This is a genomic window from Mesorhizobium sp. M8A.F.Ca.ET.161.01.1.1, assembly GCF_004792105.1.
Taxonomy (GTDB): Bacteria; Pseudomonadota; Alphaproteobacteria; order Rhizobiales; family Rhizobiaceae; genus Mesorhizobium.
The window spans coordinates 48,641-55,867 of the sequence record NZ_SRTD01000025.1; the positions used below are offsets into that span (position 1 = coordinate 48,641).

General features: G+C 63.3%; 6 protein-coding genes. 1 reads left to right on the top strand and 5 read right to left on the bottom strand.

Annotation, left to right across the window (positions count from 1 at the left end; all coding sequences use genetic code 11):
* Positions 1–71: 71 nt before the first annotated feature.
* The 5 genes from EN804_RS32435 to EN804_RS32455 form a co-directional block, all read right to left on the bottom strand.
* A complete protein-coding gene (locus EN804_RS32435; protein ID WP_135922143.1) occupies positions 72–1,694 on the bottom strand; it encodes a dipeptide ABC transporter ATP-binding protein in 1,623 nt (540 codons plus the stop codon).
* A complete protein-coding gene (locus tag EN804_RS32440; protein WP_135922144.1) occupies positions 1,691–2,560 on the bottom strand; it encodes an ABC transporter permease in 870 nt (289 codons plus the stop codon). Before EN804_RS32440 ends, EN804_RS32435 begins: the two co-directional genes overlap by 4 nt.
* The gene (locus EN804_RS32445) at positions 2,557–3,504 is read right to left on the bottom strand and encodes an ABC transporter permease (protein ID WP_135880582.1); all 948 of its coding nucleotides are present in this window, start codon (positions 3,502–3,504) and stop codon (positions 2,557–2,559) included. Before EN804_RS32445 ends, EN804_RS32440 begins: the two co-directional genes overlap by 4 nt.
* Before the next feature lie 34 nt (positions 3,505–3,538).
* Positions 3,539–5,017 carry an ABC transporter substrate-binding protein gene (locus EN804_RS32450; RefSeq protein ID WP_135922145.1) on the bottom strand — a complete coding sequence of 493 codons (1,479 nt, stop codon included), beginning with the start codon at positions 5,015–5,017 and terminating at the stop codon, positions 3,539–3,541.
* Positions 5,018–5,177: 160 nt separating this feature from the next.
* Positions 5,178–6,458, bottom strand: coding sequence for an acetylornithine deacetylase/succinyl-diaminopimelate desuccinylase family protein (locus tag EN804_RS32455; RefSeq protein WP_135922146.1), 1,281 nt, complete (start codon positions 6,456–6,458; stop codon positions 5,178–5,180).
* A gap of 217 nt (positions 6,459–6,675) precedes the next feature.
* Between EN804_RS32455 and EN804_RS32460 the strand changes: the two genes are divergently transcribed.
* Positions 6,676–7,104, top strand: a complete 429-nt coding sequence (locus EN804_RS32460) for a L,D-transpeptidase (protein WP_127278311.1) — start codon at positions 6,676–6,678, stop codon at positions 7,102–7,104.
* The last annotated feature ends 123 nt before the right edge of the window (positions 7,105–7,227 follow it).

The window sequence follows — 7,227 nt, forward strand, 5'->3', positions numbered from 1 at the left end:
GGCATCTCCCCAGCGTTCGCGGCCTTCCATCGGGCCACTGGCACGATGGATTTGCATCGAGAACCGGTCGCTCACCCCTGTTCCTGCATCCGCTTGGCGATTGCGCGGTGCAGATCCGGCGCCGCCGCTACCAGCGCCCTGGCGGCCTCGGATTGCGGATGGTCGAGCACGTCGTTCGTCTTGCCGCGCTCGACGATCTTGCCCTCATGCATGACCAGCACTTCGTCCGTGATGGCGCGGGCGACGGTCAAATCATGGGTGATGAAGAGATAGGCGACGCCGAGTTTCTGGTTGAGTCCGGCGAAAAGGTCCAGGATCTGCGCGCGGATCGAGACATCGAGTGCCGAGACCGGCTCGTCGGCGACCACCAGTTTTGGGCGGGTGATGATGGCGCGGGCGATCGACAGGCGCTGGCGTTGGCCGCCCGAAAATTCGTGCGGGTATTTGTCCATGTCACGCTGGTCGAGGCCGACCTCGTGCAGCGCATGCGCCACCATCTCCCGGCTTTCGGCGCGCGTCGGTTTTTTCTCCAGGACATGCAGGGGCTCGGCGACCAGTTTTTCGACCTTCTGGCGCGGATCGAAGGAGCCGTAGGGGTCCTGGAAGACGACCTGCATATCGCGCCTGGCGGGCTTCAGCTCGGCTTCGCTCTTGCCGGTGATGGCTTCGCCGCGAAAGCGGATCGCACCCGAACTCGGCCGGTCCAGCGCCAGGATCATGCGGGCAAGGGTCGACTTGCCGCAGCCGGAGCGGCCGACCAGCGCCACCGACTGGCCCGGCGCCATCGACAGGGAGACGTCGTCGACAGCGCGGATAGCAGGGGCGCGCCTGAACAGCGAAGTCCGGCGGCCGGGATAGTCGCGGGTGATGCCTTCGACCTGCAGCAAGGGTTGGTCCGTCCCGACGAGATGAGGCTTGGCGCGCGCCGGAACATGCATCGAGGCCTGCGCCAGTTGGCGCGTATAGGGATGAAGCTGACCGGAGAGCGTGCGCGCCGTGTCGCCGGCCTCCATCACCTCGCCATGGCGCAGGATGGTGATGCGGTCGGCCATCTCGGTCACGACAGCGAGATCATGGGAGATCAGCAGCAAGCCCATGCGGCTTTCCGCAACGAGGTGGCGCAGCAGGTCGAGGATCTGTGCCTGCAGCACCACGTCGAGCGCTGTCGTCGGCTCGTCGGCTATCAAGAGCTTCGGCTTCAGCGCGCAGGCAATGGCGATGACGACGCGCTGGCGCTGGCCGCCGGACAATTCGTGCGGATAGCGCGACAGCGGGAACTTTGCCGAGGGCAGCCCGACGCGGTCGAGCATTTTTCGCGCCCGCTCCTCGGCGTCGGCACGGCTTGCGCTGGTGTGCCAGCGTATGCCTTCGGCGACCTGTTCGCCGATCGTCTTGACCGGATTGAGCGCCGTCATCGGCTCCTGGAACACCATGCCGATGTCGTCGCCGCGCAGGGCGCACATCTGGTCCTCGGTTGCCGCGAGGATATCGATGCCGTCGAATGTGACGCGCCCGGTGGCGCGAGCGGCATGGGGCAGGAGCCGCATCACCGTCAGCGCGGTCATCGATTTGCCGGAGCCGGATTCGCCGACCAATCCCATGATCTCGCCGGGCGCGACGGAGAGCTCGATCTCCTTCAGGATCGGCGTGTCGCCGATGGTCAACGATAGGTTTTCGATCTCCAGCAGGCTCATCGCTGCCGCCGCGATTTCGGGTCGAGAATATCGGCGATGCCGTCGCCCAAAAGGTTCAGGCCGAGCACGGTGACGACGATCGCCATGCCGGGGAAGATCGCCATCCACGGTGCCACCACCATGCGCGTCTGGGCGTCGAACAGCATGCGGCCCCAGCTCGGCATTGGCGGCTGCGCGCCGAGGCCGAGATAGGAAAGCCCCGCTTCGGCCAGGATGCCCAGCGCGAACTGGATGGTGCCTTGCACCAGCAGCAGCGTGGCAATGTTGGGCAGCACATGTTCGATCGATATCTGCGTGCTGCTCTTGCCGGCGGCGCGCGCGGCCAGGATGAATTCGCGCGGCCAGACGGCAAGCGCGCCGGCGCGGGCGACGCGGGCAAAGACCGGGATGTTGAAGATGCCGATGGCGATGATGGCGTTGACGGCGCCGGGCCCGAAAATGGCGGTGATCATGATCGCCGAGAGCAGCGCCGGGAAGGCGAAGACGAGGTCGTTGACGCGCATCAGCGCCTCGTCGACGAGGCCGCCGCGCGCGGCGGCAAAGGTGCCGAGCGGCACGCCGACACCCATGCCGATGCCGACCGCGACCAGCGCCACGGCAATCGAGTTGCGGGCGCCGACCATGATCATCGACAGGATGTCGCGGCCGAAATGGTCGGTGCCGAACCAATGGGTCAGCGAGGGGCCTTGCGTCTTGTCGGCTATGACCAGCTTGGTCACATCGTAGGGTGTCCAGACGTAAGAGATCAAAGCCATCGCTAGGATCAGCACGGTGATGGCGAAGCCGGTGACGAAGGCGGTATTTCCAAACGCCTTGGCCAGGATGCTGCGGAACGTCTCCTCGGGGATGTCGATGCGCAGCGTCATTGCCGGCTTCTCAGGCGCGGGTCTACCACCGCATAGGAAAGGTCGACGACGAGGTTGACGGCAATGACGGCTGCGACCAGCAGCATGACGACGCTTTCGACGACGATCAGGTCGCGCTGGGTGATCGCCTGGAACACCAGCCGGCCGAGCCCGGGCAAGTAGAAGACATTCTCGATGATGATGGTGCCGGCGAGCAGGAAGGCGAATTGCAGGCCAAGGATGGTCAGCACCGGGATCATCGCGTTGCGCAGTGCGTGCCGCCACAGCACGGCCCGATAGGGCAGACCCTTGGCGCGGGCGGTGCGGATATAGTCCTCGTTCAGCACCTCGATCAGCGCCGAGCGGGTGACGCGCGCCAGGATAGCGGCCTGCGGTAGGGCAAGCGCCACCGCCGGTAACAGCAGCGATTTCAGCGCCGGCCAGGCGCCGGCAGACCAGCCCGGAAAACCACCGGCCGGGACCAGCCGCAGCCAGACGGCAAAGACATAGATCAGCATCAGCGCGAACCAGAAATTGGGCACGGCGACGCCAAGCTGCGCCACGCCCATTGAAATCGTGTCGCCGGCCCGTCCGCGCCGGCTGGCGGAATAAAGCCCGACCGGAACGGCGATGATGGTGGAGAGCGCCAGCGCGATCAGCGCCAGCGGCAACGAGACGGCGAGCCGCTCACGCACAAGATCGATGACCGGCACCGAATAGGTATAGGAGCGGCCGAAATCGAGGCTGAGCAGGCCGCCGGCCCAGTGCAAATAGCGCAGGACGAGCGGCGCGTTGAGGCCCATCTGGTTGCGCAGCAGTTCCACCTGGTCGGCGCTGGCGTTCATGCCCAGCATCAGCCGCGCAGGGTCGCCGGGGAGGATTTCCAGCACGGCGAAGACCACCATCGAGGCAAGCACCAGCGTGGCAAGGGCGATGGCAAGGCGCTTGAGGAGGTAGGCGGTCATGGGAGGCGAAGGAGCGGCGCTCGCACCACAGACCTCATTCGCTCCACTTCACCTTGGTGAGATCATTGGCCTGGATCGGCGCGTTTTCCCACAGGCCCTGCAATTTGGCGTCCCAGACACCGACCTTGGGCAATTCGTAGAGGAAACCGACCACGGCGTCGTCGGCCAGGATCTTCTGCGCCTCGCCGAGCAGTTCCTTGCGCTTGGCCTCGTCGGAGGTGAGGTTGAGGTCGGCGATCACCTTGTCGAAGGTCGGATTGTCGTAGTTGAAGTAGTAGTCCTTGCGCGAATAGATATCGATGTCGTTGGGCTCGGTGTGGGAGACGATGGTTAGGTCGTAGTCCTTCTTGGTGAACACCTGGTCCAGCCACTGCGCCCATTCGACCGGGATGATCTCGAGATTGATGCCGACGTCGCGAAGTTGCGAGGCGATGATCTCGCCGCCGAGCCTGGCATAGCTGGGTGGCGGCAGTTTCAAAGTCGCCTTGAAGCCGTTCTCCAGCCCGGCCTCCTTCAACAGTTCCTTGGCCTTGTCGACATTGTGCGGATAGAGGCCGGTGAGGTCGACATAGTCCTTGTTGGCCGGCGACATGTGCGAGCCGATCGGCAGGCCAAGGCCGGCCGAGGCGCCGTCGATGATCGCCTTGCGGTCGAGCGCGTAGGAGATCGCCTGCCTGACCTGCAGCTTGTCGAAAGGCGGCTTCTTGTTGTTGATCGACAGGATGGTCTCGCCTTCGGTCGAGCCGATCACCACCTTGAAACGCGGATCGTCCTTGACCTGTGCGAGACTGTCGGGATCGAAGAAGGGGAAGGCCTGGATGTCGCCGGACAGCAGGGCCGGCACATAGGCCGCGGCATCCGGCACGATGCGGAACTCGACCTTGTCGAGGAACACCGGAGCGCCCCAGTAATGGTCGGCCTTTACCAGGGTGATCGACGATCCCTTGGCCCAGTTCTGGAACTTGAACGGGCCGGTGCCGATCGGCTTCTCCTTGTTGGTGTCGGCTGATTTCGGCGACACCATCACCGCGTCGCCCCAGCCCATATTGTAGAGGAAAGATCCTTGCGGGTTCTTCAGCGTGACCTTGACCGTTGCCGGATCGACGATTTCGACCTTGTCGATGGCCGCGAACAGGCCTTTTTGCGCATTTACCGAATTGTCGGCGCGGGCCCGGTCGAGCGAGAATTTCACGTCGTCGGCGCTGAAATCGGCGCCGTCATGGAATTTGACTCCGGTGTGCAGCTTGAAGGTGTAGACCTTGCCGTCATCGGAAATGGTCCAGCTCTCGGCCAGATCCGGCAGCACCTCGCCATTGGGGCCAATCCGGGTCAGGCCCTCGAAGACATTGGCGTAGAGCACTTCCTTGATCGCCGCCGCGGCGCCCGCGGTCGGATCGAGATGCGGAGGTTCGAGCGGAATGCCGATGACCAGGTCGGTCCGGGCCGCAAAGGCCTGACTTCCAGCGGCCAGCGCAAGGACCGCCGCGGCCAGAATGGTTTTCCACAGTCTCATCGTGCAACTCCCCATGCGTTCAGGACACGTGCTCAAACCGGGCGATAGAAGCGTGATTTCGCGCGGGAGTAAATTGCGTTTCGTGCTGTCAGGCAGGATGGCTGGGAATGTTTTTGCCGTGCCAGCCGTGTAGGAGGTCGAAGCTTGTCGCGATGGAGGGTTATTCCGTGGCGGTGCCACGCAGCAGCACGTCGAGCCCGATCGCCATCACCTTGGCCGATTCCACCATGTCCGATATGCCGACCCATTCGTCCGGCCGGTGGGCGAGGTCGAGAATGCCGGGTCCGTAGGCGATGCAGTCATAGATGTGGCCGATGCGGGCAATATGCTTCTGGTCGTAGGTGCCGGGGGATATGACATAGTCGGGCTCGCGGTCGAAGATGGCATGAATGCCTTGCGCCACCGCCTTGACCACCGGCGCGTCGCGCTCGGTCATCAGCGGCAGCACTTCCATCAGGTCGCGTATCTCGTAGTCGAATTTTTTGCGCTCCCGCTTCAGCCGGTCGAGAATGCCGGTCACTTCGCTTTTGACCGTGGCGAGATCCTCCTCGAGCAGGAAGCGGCGGTCGATGGTCAAACGACAGGAATCGGGCACGTTGGGCGAGGGCAGGCCGGGCCGGAAATCCTCGGTCTGGCCGCCATGGATGGAGTTGATGTTCATGGTCGAGCGCCTGGCGCCCTCCGGCACGACCGGCATGCGCGTGATCTTGCGGTCGAGTGCGGGGAACAATTCGTCCTCGAATGCCCTGAGGACGGCGCCCATATGGCGCACCGCATTGTCGCCGAGAAACGGCATCGAGCCGTGCGCGATCTCGCCCTTGGTCTCGATCTCCGCCCACCAGACGCCGCGATGGCCAAGGCAGATGCGGTCCTTGTTCAAGGGCTCGGGGATGATGACGTGGTCGACCCTGGGCTTCGAGAAATAGCCAAGCCCGGCCAGATGGGCGACGCCACCAAAGCCGCCGGACTCCTCGTCGACCGTGCCCGAGATCTCGATGGCGCCGGGAAAGTCGGGAAAGACTTCCATGAAGGCTTCGACGGCGATGATGGAGGCGGCGAGGCCGCCCTTCATGTCGCAGGCGCCTCGGCCATAGACCTTGCCGTCCTTGATGACGCCGGCAAAGGGATCCACCGTCCAGCCTTCGCCGGCCTCGACCACGTCGATATGCGAATTGAAGTGGACGCAGGCGCCCGGTGACCGGCCATCGAAACGAGCAACGACATTGACGCGCGGATAGCGATCGGTGTCGCCGGGCGTGCCTTCGGCGCGGATGAACTCGGTTTCGAAGCCGCGTTTCCTTAGCCGCGCACCAATATAGTCGGCGCATGGCCTGTAGGCTTCGCCGGGTGGATTGATGGTCGGAAAGCGGATCAGGTCGGCGGTCAGCGCCACCAACTCGTCGCGCTTGCTGTCGATTGCCTTGAGGAGTCTCTCGTTCATGCCACGAGTTGAGCAGCGAACCCCACGGTTTTGCAAGCCCGTCGACTAAATCGGTGCAACGTGTCCTGGCGGCAACTATCGCGGGAAATCGTTCAAATTCGCTGCATTGGATTGGCGAATTGGTCAAGGAGTGTGTGCTATCTGTTCACTGCCATTAAAAAGGTGAAAAATAACGTGATGGCGGGCAGGCAAGGGGCAATCAAAGGGGTTTGATCGCATGAAAATGTCGTTCCTTAAGGCAACGGTGCTGGCCGTCGCGCTGTTTGGCGCATCGGTCGCGAGCGAGGCGGCCACGTTGGTGGCGAATATCGACGTGTCGTCGCAGACAATGACGGTCCGCTATGGTGATTCGGTCTATCGGTGGGCCGTGTCGACCGCCCGTCCGGGCTATTTCACGCCACGCGGCACCTACCGGCCGCAGCGCACGGCGCGGATGTGGTATTCGCGCAAGTACGAAATGTCGCCGATGCCTTATTCCGTGTTCTTCCATGGTGGTTATGCCATCCATGGAACAGGCGCCGTCAGGCAACTCGGCCGCCCAGCTTCGCATGGCTGCGTAAGGCTGCATACGGCCAATGCCGCGGCCTTCTATTCGATGGTGCGCGAAGTCGGATTCGGCAATACGCGCATTGTCGTCACGAACTAGAGCGGTTCCTGTTTTGAGAGAATCGTAGGATTCCCAAAGCAGCTGGTTTGTGATTCAAGATGCTGGCTGGATTGGAGGCCAGCATCTGATGACGCGAGCGCTTTCAAACGATCTCCGTGAGCG

Coding starts and splice junctions, on each gene's coding strand:
- EN804_RS32435 (WP_135922143.1), bottom strand. CDS start 1,694: ATGAGCCTGCTGGAGATCGAAAACCTATCGTTGACCATCGGCGACACG.
- EN804_RS32440 (WP_135922144.1), bottom strand. CDS start 2,560: ATGACGCTGCGCATCGACATCCCCGAGGAGACGTTCCGCAGCATCCTG.
- EN804_RS32445 (WP_135880582.1), bottom strand. CDS start 3,504: ATGACCGCCTACCTCCTCAAGCGCCTTGCCATCGCCCTTGCCACGCTG.
- EN804_RS32450 (WP_135922145.1), bottom strand. CDS start 5,017: ATGAGACTGTGGAAAACCATTCTGGCCGCGGCGGTCCTTGCGCTGGCC.
- EN804_RS32455 (WP_135922146.1), bottom strand. CDS start 6,458: ATGAACGAGAGACTCCTCAAGGCAATCGACAGCAAGCGCGACGAGTTG.
- EN804_RS32460 (WP_127278311.1), top strand. CDS start 6,676: ATGAAAATGTCGTTCCTTAAGGCAACGGTGCTGGCCGTCGCGCTGTTT.